Raw genomic sequence first — 21,585 nt, forward strand, 5'->3', positions numbered from 1 at the left:
TGACGATGGGCAGCCGGATGTCCAGGACCAGGCAACTCGCCCGCTCGAGATCGTCGCTCTCCAGCAATTCCACTGCGGAAGCGGCATGAGCCACCTCATAGCCCACCGAACGCAGCAGGCTGCCCACCGCGGTGCGGATGGCGGCTTCGTCATCGACGATGACGACCAAAGGTGCTTCCTGGTCTTTAGGCAACGGCCACGGATCCTGTTTCGTCCGTCGTCGGTATCATGAAATGGAAGCTGGTTCCACCTTCGGGGCGCCGCTCCGCCCAGATGCGCCCGCGATGGGTCTCGATGATCGAGCGTGAGATCGACAGGCCGATGCCCATGCCCTCGCTCTTGGTGGTGAAGAACGGCGCGAACAGCCGTTGCATGTTGTCATCCGAGATGCCCGCACCACTGTCGCTGACACTGACGCGGATGCCGCCCTGGGCTTCGAATGCCGTCTGGATGCGCAGCTGTCGCGACGCCGAACCGGTCATGGCATGCATGGCATTGTTGACCAGATTCATCGTCACCTGCTGCAACTGCACGCCATCGCCGGAGATGTCGGGCAGGCCCGGCGCCAGATCCAGCGTCACGGCGATCTCCTGATCGGCGAGATCGCGCCGCGCCATCGCATGCACCTGGGAGACGATATCGTTGAGATCGACCGGGCTGCGGGTGAATTCGCCTTTCACCGACAGCGAGCGCAGCCGCTGGATGATCTCGGCGGCCCGGCGGCCTTCATGCACGGTCTCCTCGATGCAGGTGCGCACCTCGTCGAGATCGGGCTCGTCGCGTCCGAGCCAGCGCAGCGCTGCTTCGCCATTGGTGACAACGGCCGCAAGCGGCTGATTGACCTCGTGCCCGATCGACGCTGTCAGCGCGCCCAGCGTGGCGATCCGCGACACCCGCGTCAGTTCGGCCGCACTCTGCTGCAGCGCCTGCTCGGCTGTGATCTGCGCCGTGACATCGAGCGCGCTGATCAGCACCGAACGGGTGCGATCGCTTGGGAAGGTCGCGGTGATGATGATGTCGCGGCGCGAGCCATCGGTGGCGCGCAGTGCGCTCTCCATCGTGTAGGAGGTCTGGCCATCCAGATAAGCGAGCAGGATCTCGCGGAATGCCACCTGCGATTCCGGCACGCGTGCCGCTTCCCATGAAGCCGGTGCATGCGCCTCGCTGAGATCGCCGATCAGGAAGCGCGCGGCGTCATTGGCGTCGATGGTCCGCAGGCTCAGCAGGCAGCGCTTGAGGAAGTCCTCATTGCGTGTCAGGTGCTCGCGCAACTGCGGCAATCCCTGCGCGAGGATCGGCGCACAGATCTCGGCCGCCGGCGTATAGTCCTGCTCCCACACGGCAACGCTCGTGCTCTGGAAGATATTGCGATAGCGCTCCTCGCTGCGGCGAAGCTTGGCATCGGCCATGCGGATCTGCACGCAGAGCAGGGCGGCGATGGCGATGGCCAGCACGCTGACCACACAGCGCAGCAGCGGGCCTTCCTCGGTGTCGTGGGCGTGCCCGATCAGATAGCCGGCGATGGTCAGGATCACGCAGCCGATAGCGATCAGCACGATGCCTTTGAGATTTGAAAACCGCAGCGACATCAGCAGCACGACGATATAGAGCGCAGCGACCGCGATGCCGAGCGGGCTGAACACGTCGAAGGCGAAGATCACGGCGGTGAGGATGGCCGTCGTCACCATCATGATGGTGCGCGTTGGGCCATGTGCCTCTTCGAGGCTCGTGACGCCCGCAAAGCGACGTTCGGACATTGGCGGATGGGCTGTCGGCGCGGGCATCGTTGCGTCCATAAACCTTGGTATAGGCGGTGCTAACTTTCGTTTCCTGAATTGCTATCCAGGTAGAATAGTCGGCCCTGCCAAAATCACTCACCTTCGACCCATCGAAACAACGGCGTTTCGACTGCATCGAAGGAGAGATCGACATGCTTCTCAATTCTCAGCCTGATCACGTCAACTGGACATCAGTCGAGGCGACCCGCAATGTCGCGAATTCTATGGCGCTGTCGCAACTCCTGCTAGACGCGCAGCGGGCCATCGGCTCTGATACAGGTGCGGCGCTTCGCTGCATCGAGCAGGCGGTGACGCTGCTCGGCAAGCCTGCGGCGGAGCCCGTATCGGCCCAGGCCCGCGGTGGTCTGGCTCGCTGGCAGATCGAGAAGATCAAGCGTCACATTGAATCGAATCTGGACGACACGATCCAGGTGGCAGATCTGGCCAGCATCGCGCGCCTCAGCGCCGGCTACTTTTCGAATGCTTTTAAAGTGAGCTTCGGCCAGTCGCCCCATGCCTATATCGTCGCCCGCCGGCTCGATCGCGCCAAGGAGCTGATGATCTCCAGCGAGCTGTCGCTCTGCGCCATCGCTTTCGATTGCGGCTTCTCCGATCAGGCGCATCTGTGCCGTCAATTCCGCCGTGCCACCGGCGCCAGCCCGAATGCCTGGCGCCGCAGCCAGTGCAACCATGCCGGGCAGGCGCCGGCCCAGCTGCAAGCGGCGTGATCGTCATGGATCAGCCAGCTTCGACCACGGAGGTGCCGCAGCGGCATGCAGGCGCGGTGTGGCTGCGCCTTGCACCATCCATCGTGGCCATCGCCATCGCGCTGTCCTGCGTCGTGGTGGCGGCGCTGAGCTGGGATCGCTGGACCGGCGAGTGGCCGATCCAGGCCACCGACGATGCCTATGTACGCGCGCAGATGACACAGCTGAGCAGCCGCGTATCCGGCGCCGTGAAGGCGGTGCCGGTGGATGATTTCCAGCATGTGAAGTCCGGTGATCTCCTGTTGCAGATCGATCCCGCGGATTATCTCGCCCAGGTCGCCCAGGCCGAAGCCAGCAAGGCTGCCGCCGCGGCCACGCTCGCCAATCTCGCCAACCAGATCGATGCACAAAAGGCGCTGGTGGCGCAGGCCGAGGCGCAGCATGTCTCGGCCGTGGCGCTCGCCGTCGAGGCCGGGCAGGAGCAGCAACGCCAGCAGGCGCTGGTGCAGACCCAGTCCGGCACTGTCCAGAAGCTGCAGCAGGCCACGGCCGCCTATGACAAGGCCCAGGCCGATGTGAAAGCCAGCGACGCCGTCATTGCCGCGCAGAACCGGCAGCTCGCCGTCTTGCAAGGCACGCGGCAACAGCATGTGGCCGAATTGCAAGGCGCAGGTGCCGCGCTCCAGGCTGCGCAGTTGCGCCTTGGCTATACGCGCATCACCGCCCCTTTTGATGGTGTCGTCAGCGAGCGGCAGGTGCAGCCGGGCAATTACGTCAATATCGGCAGCAATCTCATCGCCGTCGTGCCGCTGCCGAAAGTCTATGTGATCGCGAATTACAAGGAGACGCAGCTGCGCCGCGTGCGGCCGGGACAGCGCGTCGATATAGAGGCGGACACGTTTTCTGGCAAGAAGCTCGCCGGCTATGTGGAGCGCATCGCGCCGGCCTCGGGTTCGCAATTCGCATTGCTGCCGCCGGATAATGCGACCGGCAATTTCACCAAGGTCGTGCAGCGCATTCCCGTCCGCATCCGCTTCGACGACAAACAGCCGCTGGTGGATCGCCTGCTGCCCGGCATGTCGGTCACCACCCGCATTCATGTCACCGATGCGGACGAGTCCGATGGCGCAAAGTAACGCCATCGAGTCCGGGCCGGTCTCCACCGGCGCCCTCGCGCCGCGACCGATCTTCGCCGTCGGTGCCGTGTTGCTCGGCTCGTTCCTGGCGAATTTCGACAGCCGGCTGTTTCTCGTGGCGCTGCCCGATCTGCGCGGCGCCTTCTCGCTTGGCTTCGACCAGGCATCCTGGCTCGGCACCGCAACCACGGCCATGCAGATCCTGATCGCGCCCGCGGTGGCATGGCTCGCCACCGCCTTTGGCCTGCGCCGCGTGCTCGGCATTCCCAGTCTCGTCTACGCCACCGTCTCGCTGCTGATGCCGCTGATGCAGGATTACAGCACGCTGATGGCGCTCAACATCCTGCGCGGGCTGCTGCTCGGCACCTTCGTGCCGGCGACGCTGATGATCATCTTCCGCAATCTGCCCATGCGCTGGTGGCTGCCGGCCATCGCCATCTACGGTATCCGTGTCGGCTTCAGCCTCAATTTCGGCGTCGCCATGGTCGGCTTCTACGAGTCGCAATGGGGCTGGCAGTGGCTGTTCTGGCAGGATGTGGTGATCGCGCCATTGATGGGCCTGTTCGTCTATCTCGGCACGCCGGCCGAACCGATCGATCGCGCACTGGTCCGCAATGCGGATTGGGGCGGCATGCTGCTGCTCGGCGCCGGCATGGCGATGATCTATGCCGGGCTCGATCAGGGCAATCGGCTCGACTGGTTTTCGTCGGGCACCGTCACCGTGTTGCTCGGCGGCGGCGCCTTGCTCGCGGTGCTGTTTCTCATCAACGAAGCCGTGGTCGCCCATCCCTGGGCCGAAGCCCGCGTGATCCTGTCGCGCAATATCGGGCTCAACCTGGTGATGATCGTGCTCTATGCGCTCACCGGTCTCTCCAATGCAGCGCTGGTGCCGAACTTCCTGCTCGGTATTGCCGGGCTGCGTGCGGAGCAGATCGGTCCGCTGTTCCTGTTTGCGGCAGCTCTGCCGATGCTGATCATGCTGCCACTATCGGTCATCGTGGTGCGCATCATTGATGCCCGCTACGTGTTGATGATCGGGCTGCTGGCTTTCTTCGCGGCCGGATTACTCGGCACGCGCCTCACGCATGAATGGGCCGCGGTCAATTTCATTCCGCTGCTGTTGCTGCAGGCGGTCGGCCAGACCTTCTCATTGCTGCCGATCATTCTCATCACGCTTGCGAACTCCAATCCGCAGCACGCCACCGCGTTCGCCGCCTATATCCAGGTGGTGCGTCTCGGCGGCGCGGAGATCGGCGTCGCACTGATGGCCACCTGGCTGCGGGTGCGCGAGCAGGTTCACTCGAATCTGCTCGGCCAGCACGTCGCAAATGGCAGCACTCATGTCACCGATCTGCTGGCGCGTCTCACCGCAGGCTTCACGCCGCATGGTGTGGGCGAGGCCGGTGGCCGCGCGATGGCGACGCTCGCGGGCCTCGTGCAGCGCGAGGCCAATGTGCTCGCTTACATCGACGGCTTCTGGCTCACCACCTGGTGCGCGGTTGTCGCATTGATCGTGCTCGCCGGCATCACGGCGGCCCCTCCCGGACCATTCTCGCCGCACAGCCAGAACCGCTGACGGCATCGCATCGCCACGCGCAAGGAGCCCGCGATGAATCCGTTTCTGTTCGATGTGATCATCACCTTCGCCGCCGGCTTCCTCGATGCGGTCGGCGTCACCTATCTGTCCGGCATCTTCGTCTCCTTCATGAGCGGCAACAGTATCGGCTTCGGCATTGCCGTCGCGCATGGGCGCACGGCGGTGGCTATCCCGATCGCATCGGCGATCACGAGTTTCGTCGTGGGGGCCTTCATCGGCTCGCTGATCGCGCAGCGGCGCATATCGGCGACGATGATCGTGTTGATGCTCGAAGTCGCGATGATTGTCCTGTCCATCTTTCTGGTCGGCGAGATCAACGGCTTCATCGCGCTGCTTCCCGTCTGTCTGGCCATGGGCATGCAGAATGCGATTCCGCGCCCGGTGTCCGGCATTGCCATCGGCCGCAGTTTTGTCACCGGCGAATTGTTCGGCATCGGTCATTCGCTGGCGTTCGCATTGCAGGATCGCCGCCAGTTCAGGCAAGCCGCACTTCATGCGGCGTCATGGCTCACCATCGTGCTCGGCGCGATCAGCGGTGCCGTATCGCTCGCGCAATTCGGACTGGCGCCATGTCTCGGTGCCTGTGCCGTGGTGTTGTTCGCGCTTATGGCCATCGATGCCTGCGCGCAATTTGCGGCACTCCGCAAGATCATCAAGGTGCCCCCGCGATAGCACCACGCATTTCGCCAAATCGGCATCCGGCGATCCAATCATTCCGGCTACGGCGTCGCTAATTTCTCACCATACACAACAGGAGGCTTCCATGAAGGCGACGACCAATCTCTCATTCCGCTATCAGCTGGAAAAGCAGACGCCCCGCACCAGTTCCGGTGGCACCACCCGCGGCGCGTCGGTGCATGAATTCCCGGCCAGCATCGGCATTGCCGGCGTCTCCATGCGCCTCGAGCCCGGTTCGATGCGCGAGTTGCACTGGCATGCGAATGCGGCTGAGTGGGGCTATGTGATTTCCGGCCGCTGCCGCACCACGCTGCTTAATCCCGATGGCTCGTCGGAGATCGACGTGTTCGGTCCCGGCGACATCTGGTATTTCCCGCGCGGCTGGGGTCATTCGATCCAGAGCATCGGTCCGGGCGAGTGTCACTTCGTTCTGATTTTCGACAATGGCGATTTTTCCGAAGATCACACCTTCAGCATCACCGACTGGCTTGCGCATACGCCGCAATCCGTCGTCTCGCAAAATCTCGGCATCGATGCCGACAAGCTGAAGGCCTGGCCGAAGGGCGAAGCCTATTTTGCCGCAGGCTCCGTGCCGAACGAGCGCTCATGGGATGCCGCCGTGCGAAAATATCCCGAGCTCGTCAGCGCCCACCGCTATCCGCTCTTGGCACAGCAGCCGCGCCAGATCGCCGGTGGTGGCGTGCAATATATTGCCTCGGTGAAGGAATTCCCAATCTCCACCACCATGGCCGGCTCGGTGCTCGAAATCGAACCCGGCGCAATGCGCGAACTGCATTGGCATCCGAATGCCGATGAATGGCAGTATTATCTCACGGGCACGGCCGAGATGGCCGTCTTCCTCGCCGAAGGTCAGGTCGTGACCGAGCAGTTCGAGGCAGGGGATGCCGGCTACGCGCCGATGGGCTCGGGCCACTACATCAAGAATACCGGCAGTGATGTGCTGCGTGTGCTGATCGGTTTCAACAGCGGGCAGTACCAGTCCAATGATCTCAGCGCCTGGCTCTCGACCAATCCGCCGGATGTGCTGGCCACCAATCTCGGCCTGTCGCGTGACGTCGTGAAAGACCTGCCACATGGCGAAGCGATCATCGTCGCCGATACGAACCGGCGCGACGTCATCCGATAATTTAATGGGATGAAAAAGAATGCGAGGCGCAGCCGGCATCACCACGGCTACGCCCCGCGTCGCCGGTCTTTGGGGCAGGGGGACGACCGGCTGTCTTGATGACGCCGGCGCGCGAAAAGCGTTCCGTGGAACCCAAAATATTTAAAGCACGGTTAAGTGAACGCCAGTCGTGAACCTCAGGGCTTGACTGACGTTCTAATGCCATAGCGCCACGCGCAGACGTGGGCAGGGTTAGCGTCACACAGAGCGTTACAGCGAGGCTCAGATGTCAAAGATGTCCAGTCTGGTCTTGGGTTTGGTCAGCGGTGCTGCCATGTTCGGCGCCATCCAATACGCCTCCGGTAACGATCTTTCGGGCAGCAGCCTCCGTGGCACGCTGACAGACCGCGATACCGCCATCTCGACCGCCTCGTTCGCGCTTGCCGTCAACCGCACCGCCAAGGGCGATCGCGATACCACCCCTGCCAAGCTCGATGCCGGACAGACGCTGTCCTTCCAGGTCCACGGCCTGACCGATACGTCGGTGCTGCTCCGTCTGGCCGGTGCCCCGAAGGCTCAACAGGACAAACCGGCGAGCACCAAGGCCATCCCCATCGATACCAAGCCGCGCAAGGCAACGGTGGCCTGCGAGCCGCCGGTCAGCATGCTCACCGAAGTCGCGCGTTCGTTGCAGCCGGGCCGCTGCGTGACCTAACGTCTTGAAGCAAGCCTTGCCGCTGGGCTGCCACAAAGTTGCCGCAAGAAATCTGGGAAAATCAGTCGCCGGCAGCCTCATCGGGGCCGTCGACGTTGCCGTCTTCATCTTCGTCCGAAGAAGTGCTGCGGTTCGCCATATAGCCCACCGCGACGCCCACCAACGCCAGCAATGGTACGAGCTTTTTAAGTCCGACCGCGCGCGCGATCTGGATTCCCGTTGCGACCATCATCGGGTCGATCAGCGGCGCACTGGCGGCAGCCCGTGCCGCGGCACGTGCCGCCGCAGCGGCCCGCTCTCGTGCGCGCTTTTGCTTGATCGCATAAACCTGCGCGAAAATGCCGGCGACAACCAGGAAAATGCCTGCAATCGCAAGGCAGGCGGTGATCGCGCCATAGGCCTGCAGCACGGCAATGAAAATCGCGGCGCAGGCAAAGCCCAGCGCGATGAAGCCGGCAAAACCTGCGATCGCCACCAGCGACGTCATGCGCAGGCTGGCGCCGGTCGAGTGTTTGAGATCGTCGATGTAACGCTGCAGCATCAAAGCCCCCGGATCGATTGCTTTATCATAAAGAAAACCGGCGGCGCCTTGCGGCCCCGCCAGTGTCGTATGTCACGATTGTCGGCGCCGTGGTTAACGCTTGCGCCACGCCATGCCGATCAACACGCCGAGGCCGAGTGCCAGACCAACACTGGCGAGCGGACGCTGGGTGATGCTGTCTTCCAGCGTCTCTTCCAGTGACGACGCGGCGTCATAGGCGGCGCTGCCGCGTTCGCGCAGGTCGTCATAAATAGCGCTGCCACGATCCTGCAGGTCGGAATACACGTCATCGGCACGCGAGCGCGCTTCCTTGACGCCGCGGCGGGCCTGCTTGCCGGCCTGGCCGGTAAAGGCATTGAGGGCGTCGGTGATCTGGTCGGTGAGGGCGGAGACGTCGTTTTTCACGGCAGCAAGATCCTTCTGCAGGCGGCTATAGGTTGCTTTGTCCGTTAGTTTCTTCAATTCGCTCAAGGCATCGTCGTCGGACATGCGAAGCTCCCTTAGAAACCAGAACCGGAATTGCAGCAGAAACGCGCCGTCAGATCGTAAGTTCCATCGATAAACCCGGATTACTCCTGCGGCAACTGGGGCGAATTGAGCGGCATCAAATGCTCTTTCAGGATCAGCCCGACGATCAGGATCGGTGCCGCCAGGAAGCCGCCCATGGGCCCCCATAACCAAGTCCAGAAGGCGAGGCCGATGAACACGGCCAGCGCATTCAGCTGCAGCCGGCGGCCGATAATGGTGGGCGTAATGAAGTGGCCCTCCATGAAGGTGAGCCCGACAAACAATGCCGCAGCAATCAGGCCGGCGCCGAGTGTGGAGGCCGAGATGATGCCAACCACCACCAGGATCACGAACATCACCACCGGGCCGATAATAGGAAAGTAATTTAGCGTTGCCGCCAAGGCACCGAGGCCTGCCGCATTAGGCATGCCGGTAGCGGCGCAGATGATGCCGGTGCCGATGCCGACCCCGAAATTGATCACCGTCACCATGATCAGGTAATCGCCGAGCCGGGTCTCGATGGCATTGAGAATGCGCAGCGTGCGCAGTCGCCATTCGTGATCGGCGAAATTCATCACCATCGCGCGGCGCAAGTCCTTCCAGCTCGCGATAAAGAGCACGAGCGTCGCGAAGAACAGCAGGAATTCGGTGAAGGTCGGGGAGAGGAATTCGACCGTGGGCTGCACCCACTCGATCTTCGGCAGTTTGAACTGCGTATTGGCTAGCGGTTCGGCGTCGCCGAACAATCCCTGAATCTGATGCCACAGCGTCAGCGGCCGATCGAGGATCTGCAGCTTATCCTTGAGCCGTGCGCCGAGCTCGGGAAGGCGGTCGCTCCATTCCATCAGCGGCGCCGAGATCAACCCAATGATGAACACCGCGACCGCACCAACCGCTAGCACGATGAGCACCGACGATACCGAGCGCGGGATGCGGCGCTTTTCGAGAAAGCTCGCCGCCGGCGACAGCATGGTGCCGACGATAAAAGCTGTGACGACGGGAAGAAAGAACGCCTTGGCGAAATACAGCACCACCATCACGGTGATGACCAGCAGCGACACCAGCGCAAAGGCCACGACTTCGGCGCGCCGGATCACCGGCGGCTGTTCGATGCTGCTTTCGGAAACGGGAGTGCCCGGAGGCTTTTCAGGGAAAGCGCGGACCTTACTCATGATCTGTCACGGCACGCCGCCTCCAATGGCGAAGCGCAAATTGCAGCTCCACAAGGATCGCCCGACAACACGGGACTACCTTACAAGTTCCGTCGCGAAAGCGTGATGGTCGCTTGGTTGACAAATCGCTGTTGTGATGAACCCGCGACGGAACCAGTGCGACCGAGATAATGTTATCTGCGCGTCATTCACACGGGGCAGTCACATGTCAGACGCATCTTCTCGCAAGCTTTCGCTCCGCAGCGTTGGCGCGTTTGCGCTTGTTGCGGCCATGTCCCTCGCGCCATGCTTGATGACCAGCGCATCGGCGCAGGTCATGAGCTATGCGCCGACATCGCAGGATAGCTTCCTCGAATATAGCATCATGGTCACGCCGGAGCAGCAGCAGGATGCCGCGTCCTACGTGATGCCGGAGCGCCTGCGTCGTACCGAAGTCAGCTATGTGAGCAATCAGGCGCCGGGCACGATCGTGATCGATACCGGCAATACCCAGCTCTATTACATCCTCGGCAACAACCGCGCGATCCGTTACGGCGTCGGCGTTGGCCGCGAAGGTTTTACCTGGGCTGGCACCGAGACGGTGACGCGGAAGGCGGAATGGCCGGATTGGCACCCGCCGGTCGAGATGATCCGCCGCCAGCCATATCTGCCGCGCTTCATGGCCGGCGGCCCCGGTAATCCGCTCGGCGCGCGCGCGATGTATCTCGGCTCCAGCATCTATCGCATCCACGGCACCAACGATCCCACCACGATCGGGAAATTCGTGTCGTCGGGGTGCATCCGTCTGACCAATGAAGATGTGCAGGACCTTTTCAGCCGCGTGAACGTTGGCACCAAAGTCGTTGTATTGCCGAAGTCGGGTGTATCGCGCGAAATCGCACGCAACGCACCGACCTCGCGGACAGTGACATCCGCGCAGCCGCTACGGGTGCAGGCGACGGGACAGCAGGCCATGAACCTCTCGGCGTCGTCGCTGTACTGAGTTCCAGACGGATCATTTGAAAGTTGGAGGGCCGGGCCCCATGACCCCTATGTCGGGACGACGGCTCTTCGGAGCAGCTGCATTGGCGTTCGGCGTAGTTGTCGTCGCCATCCCTGCTGCTCACGCACAAGATTTCTTCTCTGAATTGTTCGGCGGTATCGCGCGCGGTCGTATGCCGAGCATGCAGATGCCGTTCGACGACGGCCCGCCGATGCGGGCCGAGCGACCACGTGTTGCCGGCGGTGGCGCGCAGGCTTATTGCGTGCGGACCTGCGATGGCCGCTATTTCCCGATCACGGCGAATGACAGCCAGAGCCGGGCCGCCTCATGCAACAGCTTCTGCCCTGCGAGCAAGACTGAGATCGTCTACGGCAGCAGCATCGATCATGCAGCGACTGAGAATGGCAAATCCTATTCGGAGCTGCCGAATGCCTTCAAGTTCAGGAACGAGATCGTTGCAGGCTGTACCTGCAACGGAAAAGACCAATTCGGTCTTGCGCAGGTCAAGATCGAAGATGATCCGACCTTGCGAAAGGGCGATATCGTGGCCGGTGCGGATGGGCTGAGGTCGGTAACCCGTACTGACAAACGCGGTGCTTCGCTCAACATGACACCGGTCCCGGCCTCGGTGAGCGCAAAATATGAGCGGGTGCCGGTTGTGGCGCGGGAGTAAATTGTTGCCTTGAAAGTCGCCCGGCTTGACCGGGCGATCCAATAGACATCGGCGATCGTGATTGATCTCTTCGGCAGCGCATACTGGATCGCCCGCTTTCGCGGGCGATGACAGTTTGGACGCGTTTTACGCCGCCCGGATCTTTCCGATAAAATCCGTCACCTGCGATCCCAGCTGGCGCGTCTGTGTTGCCAGCGTTTCAGACGCCATCTTCACGTCCTGTGCGGCTGCACCGGCTGCATCGGCATCGGCGCTGACGCCGGTGATGTTGTCGGAAACGTTGCGTGTGCCATCCGCAGCCTGCTGGGTTGAACGCGTGATCTCCTGCGTGGCGGCGCCTTGCTCTTCGACGGCTGCGGCAATCGCCGTGGCGACTTCGTTGACCTCGCCGATGATGCCGCCGATGGCCTTGATGGCCTCAATGGCGTCATTGGCCACGCGCTGGATGTCCGCGATCTGCTCGGAAATGTCGTCGGTGGCCTTAGCGGTCTGGCTGGCCAGCGATTTCACCTCAGAGGCGACCACGGCGAAGCCACGGCCGGCCTTGCCCGCGCGTGCGGCCTCAATGGTGGCATTGAGCGCCAGCAGGTTGGTCTGCGAGGCGATATCGTTGATCAGGCCGACCACTTCGCCGATGCGGTTCGCGCTCGCTGCGAGGCCCTGCACGGTGGTGTCGGTCTGCTGCGCCTGGTTTACCGCGCGGCTGGCAATGCCGGCCGCATGCGATGCCTGGCGACTGATATCGTTGATGGACGTGCTGAGCTCCTCGGCGGCAGCGGCGACGTTCTGAACATTTGCCGAGGCGTCGCTGGAGGCACGCGCGGCATCCTGCACGCGCGCATTGGTCTGGCTGGAGACAGCAGCCATGCCGTCTGATGTCGTATTCATCTGGTCGGAGGCGCTGCCCAGGGTGCCGAGCGTGTCCTGCATCTGGACCTCGAACTGGCCGATATATTGCTCGATCGCCTGCTGACGGTTCACGGTCTGGGCGTTCCGCTCGCGTTCCTGCCGCTCGATGTCAGCCTTCTCGATGGCCTGTTGCTTGAAGGTTTCGAGTGCGCCGGCGAGTGCGCCGATTTCATCATGACGATCCTTGTAGCCGGACTCGACAGCGAGATCGCCGCCGGCGACTTTCAGCATGGCATCGCGAATATGATTGAGCGGCACGATGACCCGACGCGTCACGGCGAGCATGCTGGCCACGGCAACTGCGATAGCGATCAAGAGGAGCGCGGTTTGCACGAACAGCGCGCGCTGCGCGACGCTAATCTGATCGACGGCGCGCTCAGTGGCGAGATCGAGCGCGCGTTCGGCGACGATCACCGCAGTGCTCATGCGTTCGACGGAATATGGGCTCCAGGCGAGAGCGGACATTTCGGGCTTGGTGCCATTGGCGAGGGCTTCGACAAGGCCGTCACGCAGCTTCAGCAGAGCGGGATCGAAATAGGTTTTCTTGGCCGTATCCATTGCAGCGCTGAGCGTCGGCGGCATCTTCATGCCCGTGGTTGCCAGATCGAGTGCGGTCCATGCGACCTCCGTGCCGCCGGCCAGCTTGGCATAGGTTCTTTGACCATCCGCCGGCAGCTTGCCATTGCCGAGCGAGGTGGTGATCAGGACCGACGCTTCGCCGGCGGTCTGACGTAGCAGCCAAGCCATCTGCTTGATGGAGAGCAGCTGATCGATGACCGCGTCGCTATTGTTGACGGCGCCTGAGAGCACCGATGAAATCTTGTCCAGCACTGGCAGCAGCGCGTCGTTATTGGTCGCATAGTCCTTGGCGAGCGTCGGGCGGCGGTCGGCCTTCGGCTTGTTCATGGCCTCCCAGGATTCCGCTTGAAGTTTCGCCAGCTCATCGACGAGGCGGGATGCTTGCGGCAGCAGCGTAGCCTTGTTCTCGAAATCGATATTGGCCAGCACCTGAACCGACTTCTGCATCGCCGGCAGTTCGGCGTCGCGGATCGCACGCGCATATTTTGCGAAATCGGGCTGCATGATGCTGTCTGCATTCAGCGAACGAACCGTCGATGCGCGGTCAGCGCGCAGATTATGCATAGCCTTGAAGATGTATCCGGAAGCTTCGGCAATCGAAGATATGCGATTGGCAGTCTGCAGTCGTTGCCATGACGTCCAGGCGCCGGATGCGAGCACGACCACGACGCAGGCCGCCATCACGGCAATCACTGATTTCAGCAAAGTGGAAACGCTTAAACGATTCATCGCAATGTCCTCAGTCAATGCGATGACCTAGCCGCAGAAAGGTAAAAATTTCTTGCAGCGCAATATGCGGCCGTTCCGCACATGGAACCCAAGGCCGGCTTTTGCGTTCTCATCTGTAGTGGTGCTGCTCAATCGCACTCATCTGCGCGTTGTTGCGCGATGTCATGATTTCAAGCTGGGGAACTACAAATGGGCATACTTATCAGCGCTTTGATCACGTTTCTCGTCGTCATCCTGATTTTGTATTTGATCAACATGCTACCGCTCGACGGTCGCGCCAAGCAGATCTGCCGCGTGATCGTCATCATTCTCGGTGTGATTTCGCTGCTGAAATATATTGCGGTGTTTTAGGGGCGCGCTGTCATCGCCCGGCCTGACCGGGCGATCCATTAGACACTAGCGACTGTGTTTGCTGGATCACCCGCTTTCGCGGATGATGACAAGCTGAAGGCAACAAAAAAGCCCCGGTGCGAACCGGGGCTTTTGCTATTTGGTGATCCGTCGATCAGCCCGCCGCCTTCGCCTCGCGGCGGCGTGCCGTCAAAATATACTCCGTATAGCCGTTCGGCTGCGTGCGGCCTTCGAAGATCAAATCGCAGGCAGCCTTGAACGCGACGCCGTCGAAGCCGGGCGCCATGTTCTTGTAGATCGCGTCGCCCTTGTTCTGTTCATCGACCACCACGGCCATGCGCTTCAGCGATTCCATCACCTGATCCTTGGTGATGACGCCCTGATGCAGCCAGTTGGCGAGATGCTGGGCGGAGATGCGCAGCGTGGCGCGGTCTTCCATCAGGCCGACGCCGTGGATGTCCGGCACCTTGGAGCAGCCGACGCCCTGGTCGATCCAGCGCACGACATAACCGAGGATGCCCTGGCAGTTGTTATCGATCTCCTGCTTCACATCGTCGGGCGCCCAGTTCGACTGCGACACCGGGATGGTGAGGATGTCGCTGAGCTTGCCGCGGGCACCGCCCTTGGCGAGTTCTTTCTGCCGTTCGATCACGCCGACCTGATGATAGTGCAGGGCATGCAGCGTCGCGGCGGTGGGCGACGGCACCCAGGCGGTGGTGGCGCCGGCCTGCGGGTGGCCGATCTTCTGGGTCAGCATGTCGGCCATCTTGTCCGGCGCGGCCCACATGCCCTTGCCGATCTGCGCATGGCCGGGCAGGCCATCGAGCAGGCCCGTGTCCACGTTCCACTCTTCATAGGCCTTGATCCACGGCGTGGCCTTCATGTCGTTCTTGCGGATCATCGGACCCGCTTCCATCGACGTGTGGATCTCGTCGCCGGTGCGGTCGAGGAAGCCGGTATTGATGAACATGATGCGCTTCGACGCATTCTGGATGCAGGCCTTGAGGTTCACCGTGGTGCGGCGCTCCTCATCCATGATGCCGACCTTCATCGTATTCTCAGGCAGCGACAGCATCTTTTCGACGCGACCGAAGATCTCGCAGGTGAAGGCGACTTCGTCCGGGCCGTGCATCTTCGGCTTGACGATATAGATCGAGCCGGTGCGCGAGTTGCGCAAGCTACCGGTGCTCTTGACGTCGTGGATGCCGATCAGGCCGGCCACGGCAGCGTCGAGCAGGCCTTCGGGGATTTCCTCGCCCTTGCTGTCGAGCACGGCGTCGGTGAACATGTGGTGGCCGACATTGCGCATCAGCATCAGGCTGCGGCCATGCAGCGTGAGGTCCTTGCCCGATGGCGTCTTGTAGGTGCGGTCGGCGTTCAGCGCGCGGGTCAGCGTCTTGCCGCCCTTGTCGAAGTCGGCCGAGAGCGTGCCGTTCATCAGGCCGAGGGTGTTGCGATAGACCAGCACCTTGTCGTCGGCGTCCACAGTGGCGACGCTGTCTTCCATGTCCAGAATGGTCGAGACGGCGGCTTCCATCAGCATGTCCGACACGCCGGCTGGATCGTCCTTGCCGATCGGATTGGCGCGATCGATCTGCACTTCGATATGCAGGCCGTTATTGGTGAGCAGGATTGCATTGGGCGCTGCGTGGTCGCCGAGATAGCCGGCGAGCTGGGCTTCGTTCTTCAGCGCGGTGAGATTGCCGCTCTTGAGCTTGGCGGAAAGCTGGCCGGACACGATGCTGTAGCCGGTCACGTCTGTATGGCTGCCGGTGGCGAGCGGGGCGGCGGAATCGAGGAAGGCCTTTGCCTTCGCGATCACCTTGTCGCCGCGGGCCTTGTTGTAGCCCTTGCCGCCTTCGCTCGGATCCTGCGGGATCGCATCGGTGCCGTAGAAGGCGTCATACAGGCTGCCCCAGCGCGCGTTGGCCGCATTGAGCGCGTAGCGCGCATTGGTCAGCGGCACGACGAGTTGCGGGCCGCAGATCTTGCCGATTTCCTCGTCCACATTGGCGGTTTCGACCGTCTTGGTTGCTGGCTCGGGGAGGAGGTAGCCGATCTCTTTCAGGAATGCGGTATAGGCATCGAGGTCGAACGCCTTGCCCTTGTTGGCGCGGTGCCAGTCGTCGATCCTGGCCTGCAGGGTGTCGCGGATCTTCAGCAATTCGCGGTTCTTCGGGCCGAGATCGTTGATGATGCCGGCCACGCCGGCCCAGAATGCATCGGGCGCGATCCCCGTCTTCGGGGCGGCTTCCTTGGCGATGAAGTCGTACAGAACAGGGGCGATCTGCAGACCATGGGCGTCGATGCGTTTCATGATGCGTTTCTCTCGCGGCGCGGCAATTAAGCTCTGATTTTGGGAACGTGCAGGCGAAGACTGCCAAAACAACGGCCGTCTTTGGGACGTTTTAAGGCCCGGAGACGTTCTAGCGCCAAAGCAGGGGGGCGGGAAAGCCCCCGCGGGCTCAGTGGCCGGGTGCGCGGCTGTGGTGATCCGGCGAGAGCCGTTCCAGCACCACCTTGATGAGGATGGTGAACAGTGCCACCGCGGTCAGTACCGTCGCCGCCGCGAACGCGCCGGCGACATTGTAGTCCTGATACAAAAGTTCAATCTGCAGCGGCAGCGTGGTGGTCTGGCCGCGGACATTGCCCGACACCACCGAAACTGCACCGAATTCACCCATCACCCGGGCGTTGCACAGGATCGCGCCATAGAGCACGGCCCAGCGGACATTGGGCAGCGTGACTTTGATGAAGGTCGCAAAGCCGGAGGCGCCGAGCGTCACTGCGGCTTCTTCCTCGTCGGTGCCCTGCACCTGCATCAACGGGATCAGTTCGCGGGCGACAAAAGGTGCTGTGACAAACATGGAGGCCAGCACGATGGCTGGCGTGGCGAACATCACCTTGATGCCGAGAATCTCGATGATCGGGCCGAACAGGCCGGTGGTGCCGTAGACGAAGAGATAGGCGACGCCGGCAACGATGGGCGAGATCGAGTAGGGCAGCTCGATCAGCGCGATCAGCAGCGTGCGGCCGGGGAAGGTGAACTTGGTCACGCTCCATGCGGCGGCGAGGCCGAACAGGATGTTGACCGGCACGGCGATCAGCGCGGCGATGACGGTCAGGAAGATCGCGTGCTGGGTGCCGGGCTCGGCCAGATTGCGGAAGAACACTGCGATGCCCTGCGACAGCGCGGAGGAGAAGATCAGTGCCAATGGCGCGATCAGCACCAGCAGCGTCAGCACGAAGACGACGCCGAGCACCACGCGGCGCGCCACAGGTCCGGCACCGACCGGCGTCACCATCCATGCGCCATTGCTGCGCTTGTCCGCCATCACGCGTCTCCCCGGCCGAGATAGCGCAAGTTCCAGGCCTGTACGGCATTGGTGATGATCAGCATGGTGAAGGCCATGGCCAGCATCACCACGGCGATCGCCGCGGCGGCTTCATAATTGTATTCTTCAAGGCGGATGTAAGTGAGCAGTGCCACGATCTCGGTCTTCATCGGCTGGTTACCGGCGATGAAGATCACAGCGCCGAATTCACCGAGGCTGCGCGCGAAGGACAGTGAGCAGCCCGCGAGGAAGGCCGGGAAGATCGCAGGGAAAATCACGCGCCACAGGATCTGCAGATCGCTGGCGCCGAGCGAGCGGCCGGCTTCCTCCACATCGGTGCCGAGATCCTCGATCACCGGCTGCACCGTGCGCACCACGAAAGGGATGCTGGTGAAGGCCATCGCAATGGCGATGCCGAGCGGCGTGTAGGCGACCTGGATGCCGAGTTCGGCCAGCGGCGCGCCGAACCAGCCATTCTTGGACAGCAGTGCGGTCAGCGCGAGACCGGCGACCGCGGTGGGGAGAGCGAAGGGCACATCGACCAGCGCATCGAGGATGCGCTTGCCGGGGAACTGGTAGCGCGCCAGCACCCAGGCCAGCAGCAGGCCATAGACCGCGTTGAAGGCGGTGGCGGCAGCGGCCATGGTGACGGTGACGCGGATGGCCGACAGCGTGCGCGGCGACGACAGGATGCCCCAGAGCTGCGTCAGCCCGACATCGGACGCCTTCAGGATCAGCGCGCATAGCGGCAACAGGACGATGACCCCGAGATAAAGCAGGGTGATGCCGAGCGAGAGCCTGAAACCTGGGATGACGCTACGTCGCAAGGAGAGGTCCGTGAGTGAAGCCGTGTGGGCGCTTCATAGACGATTTGAGGGGAAAGGGAATGCGGGGGAGCGTTCCAATCTCAAACTGCCATCGCCCGGCTTGACCGGGCGATCCAGTACACTCTGAAGCTGCGGTGTTTACTGGGTCACCCGGTCAAGCCGGGTGACGACAGTCGATGCCTCACTTCCCGCCGAACAGCTGATCCAGCTTTGCGCCGGCATTGAGATGCTCGGCATTCAGCTTGTCCCAGCCGCCGAACTCGTCCTCGACGCGATACAGTTTCACGTCCGGGAACTTGTCCTTGTTCTTGGCCATCAGGTCCTTGTCGACGACGCGGTTATAGCCCTTGAGCTCGATGGCCTGACCTTCCGGCGAATACAGGAATTCGAGATAAGCCGTCGCCAGCGCCTTGGTGCCGTGCTTGTCGGCATACTTGTCGACCACGGTGACCGGGAATTCGGCGAGCACGCTGGTCGGCGGCACCACGGATTCCACCTTGTCCTTGCCGACGAGGTCGCGGATCGACGCGGTTTCGGCTTCGAAGGTGATCAGCACGTCGCCGGTGCCGCGCTCGACGAAGGTGGTGGTGGCTGCGCGGCCGCCGGTGTCGAACACCGGGACATTGGCGAACAGCTTCTTGATGAAGTCATCAGCCTTGTCGGCGCCGTACTTGTTCTTCGCGAAGGCATAGGCAGCCAGATAGGTGTAGCGCGCATTGCCCGAGGTTTTCGGATTCGGGAAGATCACCTGCACGCCCGGCTTCACCAGATCGTCCCAGTCTTTGATATTCTTCGGATTGCCCGCGCGCACCAGGAAGGCCGGCAGCGAGTAATAAGGCGACGAATTGTTCGGCAACCGCTTGGCCCAGTCGGCCGGGATCAGCTTGCCGCGGTCATGCAGCACCTGCACGTCGGTGACCTGGTTGAAGGTGACGATATCCGCCTCGAGCCCTTCGAGGATCGAGCGCGCCTGGCGCGACGAGCCGTTATGCGACTGATTGATGGTGATGTCCTGACCGGTCTTGGCCTTCCACTGCTTGATGAAAGCGGCATTGATCTCGACATAAAGCTCGCGCGCGATGTCGTAGGACACGTTGAGCAGGGTGGTCGGCGTCTGCGCCTGGGCGGGTGCGGTGACGCCCACGGCGAGAAGGCCGAGGCCGGCGGCGAAAGTGGTCAAAAGGCGGTTCACGAATAGTCCCCTGCGTTGAGCGGATCGGTGATGGATAGCTGCGGCACTTTATCCGCCGGGCGGTCCGAAATCTGCCCTGCAACGATCGTGTGCGGTTGCGCGTTTTACTGCAGCAACCCGCTGATGCGATCGTCCGAGAGAAGAACCATCTCCGGCATCTGGTGTTCGAGAGTAAAAAGTTCTACAATTAGAACGGCTCAAAGAAGAAAAAATCTTCTCTTTGCGTGCTGTAATCGAGAGATATATAGAATATAATTCCAGTCAACCCCGAAGTTCGGGGCGTCGGAGTTTGCATGCGCTTTCTGCCTGTCTTCCTGGACTTGCAGGCCGGACCGATCCTTTTGATCGGTGCCGGTGAGCTCGTGCGCGCCAAATTGCGGTTGCTGCTGGCAGCCCATGCGCGCATCCGCTGGCATGCGACCGATAGCGATCGCGACCTCGCCGGGCTCGATGCCGCAGCTGTCGATGCGATCGAATTTGCGGAGGGGAATCCGCTCAGTGCGGACCTCACCGGTGTCATCGCCGTGATGTGCGCAGGCGCCGGCGATCTCGGGCCGATGATGGCTGAGCGCGCCAGGGCGGTGGGATTACCCGTCAATGTGATGGACGATCTCGCCAACTCCACATTCATATTTCCGGCCATCGTCGATCGCGGCGATGTCGTCGTGGCGGTCGGCACTGGTGGGACATCGCCGGTGGTGGCGCGGCGTGTGCGCGAGATGATCGAGAGCGTGTTGCCGGCGCGCATCGGCGATCTCGCGACCTTCATCGGGCGCTGGCGCAAATCGATCAATGACAGGATTTCCGAGGCGCCGCTGCGCCGCCGCTTCTGGGAGCGCGTGGTCGATGGCGACATCGGCGCCAAGGTTCTGGCCGGTCGCGGCAGCGAGGCCGAGCAGGCGCTTGGTGCGATCAACGATCTCGCGGCCTTCGCCGGTGCCTCGCAGACGGGTGGTGCGAAGGGGCATGTCACTCTGGTCGGCGCCGGCCCCGGCGATCCCGATCTGCTCACCATCAAGGCGCTGCGCGCGCTGCAGGATGCCGACGTCGTTTTCTATGACGAACTGGTGTCGTCCGAAATTCTCGATCGCATCCGCCGTGACGCGTCACGCGTGCCGGTGGGGCGCCGTATCGGCAAGCCCGGCATCGGGCAGGATGCCACTAACAAGCTGCTCGTTGAGGCCGCGCAAGCAGGCCAGCGCGCGGTGCGTCTCAAGGGGGGCGATCCCTTCATTTTTGGCCGTGGCGGCGAGGAGATCGAATATCTCCGCGATGCCGGCGTGTCCTACTCCGTCATTCCCGGTATCACGGCGGGCCTCGGCGCTGCTGCGATGTTCGAGACCCCGCTCACCTATCGCGGCGAGGCGCTGCGCATCACGTTCCTGACCGCGCACAAAGAGAAGGACGCCGACAAGGTCGACTGGTCCGTGCTCACAGACGTGAAGATGACCGTGGTCGTCTATATGGGCATGACGGCGGCGCCGGCGATCCGCGAAGGCCTCATCAAGGCCGGCCGCTCGCCGCAGACGCCGGTCGGCGTATTCGCGCGCGTAACACGGCCCGATGCGCAGGCAGCTGTCGGCACGCTCGACAATCTCCCCTCGCTGGTCGCGCAGATCGATGGCGGCCCCGCCGTTCTCATCATCGGCGATGTCGTGGCGCATTCCGCGCCATGGCGCGCCGCCAATATCAACGCTTTCGCCTCTGACATTTTGGTAGCTGCCGAATGACCTCTCCCCTGCAACAGAAAATCAAGATCGCCGGTCCTTCAGTGGTGACAGCCAACCGCACCTGGGATGGCATCGTCATCTATCGCGATGCCAAGAAGGGCTGGACAGATGATCTTGCCCAGGCGGCCATCGTGCGCACGGCCGATGATGCGCGTGCGCTGCTTGCCGAATCCGCCGCCGATGATGTCGGCGCCATTGGCCCCTATATCGCCCCGGTGATCGTCAAGGACGACGGCGCCATCGAGCCCGGCAATTTGCGCGAGCGCATCCGCCGCAAGGGTGTCACCATCGATCTGCCGATCTCGGCCTGAAAGTTCTCGA

21 protein-coding genes are annotated in these 21,585 nt (G+C 62.4%); 11 read left to right on the plus strand and 10 right to left on the minus strand.

Annotated elements, in window-relative coordinates; all coding sequences use genetic code 11:
* Together ACIQ2A_RS02560 and ACIQ2A_RS02565 are read right to left on the minus strand one after the other, a co-directional pair.
* The coding region (locus ACIQ2A_RS02560; RefSeq protein WP_398475421.1) for a response regulator at positions 1-193 on the minus strand (193 nt) is incomplete at its 3' end.
* Positions 186-1,784, minus strand: a complete 1,599-nt coding sequence (locus ACIQ2A_RS02565; RefSeq protein WP_398475423.1) for an ATP-binding protein — start codon at positions 1,782-1,784, stop codon at positions 186-188. The genes ACIQ2A_RS02565 and ACIQ2A_RS02560, both read right to left, overlap by 8 nt.
* A 146-nt stretch (positions 1,785-1,930) precedes the next feature.
* Here ACIQ2A_RS02565 and ACIQ2A_RS02570 point away from each other — a divergent pair, with 146 nt between their 5' ends.
* From ACIQ2A_RS02570 to ACIQ2A_RS02595, 6 genes are all read left to right on the plus strand, one after another.
* Entirely contained in the window at positions 1,931-2,506 is a 576-nt protein-coding gene (locus tag ACIQ2A_RS02570; RefSeq protein ID WP_398475425.1) for a helix-turn-helix domain-containing protein, read from the plus strand.
* 5 nt (positions 2,507-2,511) lie between these two features.
* Positions 2,512-3,621: an HlyD family secretion protein gene (locus tag ACIQ2A_RS02575; RefSeq protein ID WP_398475428.1), complete on the plus strand. Its 1,110-nt coding sequence runs from the start codon at positions 2,512-2,514 to the stop codon at positions 3,619-3,621.
* Positions 3,608-5,197, plus strand: a complete 1,590-nt coding sequence (locus ACIQ2A_RS02580) for an MFS transporter (protein WP_398475430.1) — start codon at positions 3,608-3,610, stop codon at positions 5,195-5,197. The genes ACIQ2A_RS02575 and ACIQ2A_RS02580 overlap by 14 nt, the downstream gene beginning before the upstream one ends.
* Before the next feature lie 33 nt (positions 5,198-5,230).
* Complete coding sequence (locus ACIQ2A_RS02585; protein ID WP_398475432.1) at positions 5,231-5,890, plus strand: YoaK family protein; 660 nt, start codon at positions 5,231-5,233, stop codon at positions 5,888-5,890.
* 91 nt (positions 5,891-5,981) lie between these two features.
* Positions 5,982-7,043, plus strand: a complete 1,062-nt coding sequence (locus ACIQ2A_RS02590; protein ID WP_398475434.1) for a cupin domain-containing protein — start codon at positions 5,982-5,984, stop codon at positions 7,041-7,043.
* Positions 7,044-7,317: 274 nt separating this feature from the next.
* Positions 7,318-7,737 carry a hypothetical protein gene (locus tag ACIQ2A_RS02595; protein ID WP_398475436.1) on the plus strand — a complete coding sequence of 140 codons (420 nt, stop codon included), beginning with the start codon at positions 7,318-7,320 and terminating at the stop codon, positions 7,735-7,737.
* 61 nt (positions 7,738-7,798) lie between these two features.
* On the opposite strand, the gene ACIQ2A_RS02600 is transcribed toward ACIQ2A_RS02595, so the two are convergent.
* From ACIQ2A_RS02600 to ACIQ2A_RS02610, 3 genes are all read right to left on the minus strand, one after another.
* A complete protein-coding gene (locus ACIQ2A_RS02600) occupies positions 7,799-8,278 on the minus strand; it encodes a phage holin family protein (protein WP_398475438.1) in 480 nt (159 codons plus the stop codon).
* 93 nt (positions 8,279-8,371) lie between these two features.
* A complete protein-coding gene (locus tag ACIQ2A_RS02605; protein ID WP_398475440.1) occupies positions 8,372-8,767 on the minus strand; it encodes a YqjD family protein in 396 nt (131 codons plus the stop codon).
* An 80-nt stretch (positions 8,768-8,847) separates the two neighbouring features.
* Complete coding sequence (locus tag ACIQ2A_RS02610) at positions 8,848-9,957, minus strand: AI-2E family transporter (RefSeq protein ID WP_398475442.1); 1,110 nt, start codon at positions 9,955-9,957, stop codon at positions 8,848-8,850.
* A gap of 292 nt (positions 9,958-10,249) precedes the next feature.
* On the opposite strand from ACIQ2A_RS02610, the gene ACIQ2A_RS02615 reads away from it, so the two are divergent.
* On the plus strand, positions 10,250-10,939 hold the full coding sequence (locus ACIQ2A_RS02615; RefSeq protein WP_398475444.1) for a L,D-transpeptidase: 690 nt from the start codon (positions 10,250-10,252) through the stop codon (positions 10,937-10,939).
* Between the two features lie 49 nt (positions 10,940-10,988).
* The gene (locus tag ACIQ2A_RS02620; protein WP_398475603.1) at positions 10,989-11,612 is read left to right on the plus strand and encodes a DUF2865 domain-containing protein; all 624 of its coding nucleotides are present in this window, start codon (positions 10,989-10,991) and stop codon (positions 11,610-11,612) included.
* A 126-nt stretch (positions 11,613-11,738) separates the two neighbouring features.
* On the opposite strand, the gene ACIQ2A_RS02625 is transcribed toward ACIQ2A_RS02620, so the two are convergent.
* Complete coding sequence (locus ACIQ2A_RS02625; protein ID WP_398475446.1) at positions 11,739-13,829, minus strand: methyl-accepting chemotaxis protein; 2,091 nt, start codon at positions 13,827-13,829, stop codon at positions 11,739-11,741.
* 189 nt (positions 13,830-14,018) lie between these two features.
* Here ACIQ2A_RS02625 and ACIQ2A_RS02630 point away from each other — a divergent pair, with 189 nt between their 5' ends.
* Positions 14,019-14,180: a Thivi_2564 family membrane protein gene (locus ACIQ2A_RS02630; protein ID WP_398475448.1), complete on the plus strand. Its 162-nt coding sequence runs from the start codon at positions 14,019-14,021 to the stop codon at positions 14,178-14,180.
* A 154-nt stretch (positions 14,181-14,334) separates the two neighbouring features.
* On the opposite strand, the gene ACIQ2A_RS02635 is transcribed toward ACIQ2A_RS02630, so the two are convergent.
* The 4 genes from ACIQ2A_RS02635 to cysP all read right to left on the minus strand — a co-directional run bounded on the left by ACIQ2A_RS02635 (position 14,335) and on the right by cysP (position 19,534).
* The gene (locus ACIQ2A_RS02635) at positions 14,335-16,497 is read right to left on the minus strand and encodes a malate synthase G (RefSeq protein WP_398475450.1); all 2,163 of its coding nucleotides are present in this window, start codon (positions 16,495-16,497) and stop codon (positions 14,335-14,337) included.
* 148 nt (positions 16,498-16,645) lie between these two features.
* Entirely contained in the window at positions 16,646-17,515 is an 870-nt protein-coding gene (cysW, locus tag ACIQ2A_RS02640) for a sulfate ABC transporter permease subunit CysW (RefSeq protein WP_398475452.1), read from the minus strand.
* On the minus strand, positions 17,515-18,342 hold the full coding sequence (cysT, locus tag ACIQ2A_RS02645; RefSeq protein ID WP_398475454.1) for a sulfate ABC transporter permease subunit CysT: 828 nt from the start codon (positions 18,340-18,342) through the stop codon (positions 17,515-17,517). Before cysT ends, cysW begins: the two co-directional genes overlap by 1 nt.
* A 181-nt stretch (positions 18,343-18,523) precedes the next feature.
* Positions 18,524-19,534 (minus strand): thiosulfate ABC transporter substrate-binding protein CysP, encoded by a 1,011-nt coding sequence (gene cysP, locus ACIQ2A_RS02650; protein WP_398475456.1) that lies wholly within the window; start codon positions 19,532-19,534, stop codon positions 18,524-18,526.
* A gap of 293 nt (positions 19,535-19,827) precedes the next feature.
* Between cysP and cysG the strand changes: the two genes are divergently transcribed.
* Positions 19,828-21,264: a siroheme synthase CysG gene (gene cysG / locus ACIQ2A_RS02655; protein WP_398475458.1), complete on the plus strand. Its 1,437-nt coding sequence runs from the start codon at positions 19,828-19,830 to the stop codon at positions 21,262-21,264.
* On the plus strand, positions 21,261-21,575 hold the full coding sequence (locus tag ACIQ2A_RS02660) for a DUF2849 domain-containing protein (protein ID WP_398475461.1): 315 nt from the start codon (positions 21,261-21,263) through the stop codon (positions 21,573-21,575). Before cysG ends, ACIQ2A_RS02660 begins: the two co-directional genes overlap by 4 nt.
* Positions 21,576-21,585: the final 10 nt, after the last annotated feature.

It is taken from the genome of Tardiphaga sp., from assembly GCF_044336785.1.
GTDB lineage: Bacteria > Pseudomonadota > Alphaproteobacteria > Rhizobiales > Xanthobacteraceae > Tardiphaga.